The 240-nt window shown below is 65.4% G+C and carries 1 protein-coding gene; it reads right to left on the bottom strand.

What is annotated here, in order from left to right; genetic code table 11:
* On the bottom strand, nucleotides 1-240 hold a 240-nt coding region (locus SB756_RS34715), incomplete at both ends, for a glutamine amidotransferase-related protein (RefSeq protein ID WP_410913838.1).

Raw genomic sequence — 240 nt, 5'->3', positions numbered from 1 at the left:
GAACTGCACCCCTTCGATGTTCAGCGTCTTGTGGCGCAGGCCCATGATCTCGTCGACCGCGCCGTCGGCATGAGCGGTCCAGGCAGTGACTTCCAGGCACTCGGGCAGGGTTTCACGCTTGACCACCAGGGAGTGGTAGCGGGTAACGGTGAGCGGGTTGTTGAGGCCGGCGAATACGCCCAGGTCGCGGTGCAGCACCGGGCTGGTCTTGCCGTGCATCACCTGACGGGCGCGCACTAC

Source organism: Pseudomonas sp. SIMBA_068 (genome assembly GCF_046534705.1).
In the GTDB taxonomy this organism is placed as follows: Bacteria; Pseudomonadota; Gammaproteobacteria; order Pseudomonadales; family Pseudomonadaceae; genus Aquipseudomonas; species Aquipseudomonas putida.
This window is presented reverse-complemented; position numbering and strand designations above follow the sequence as displayed.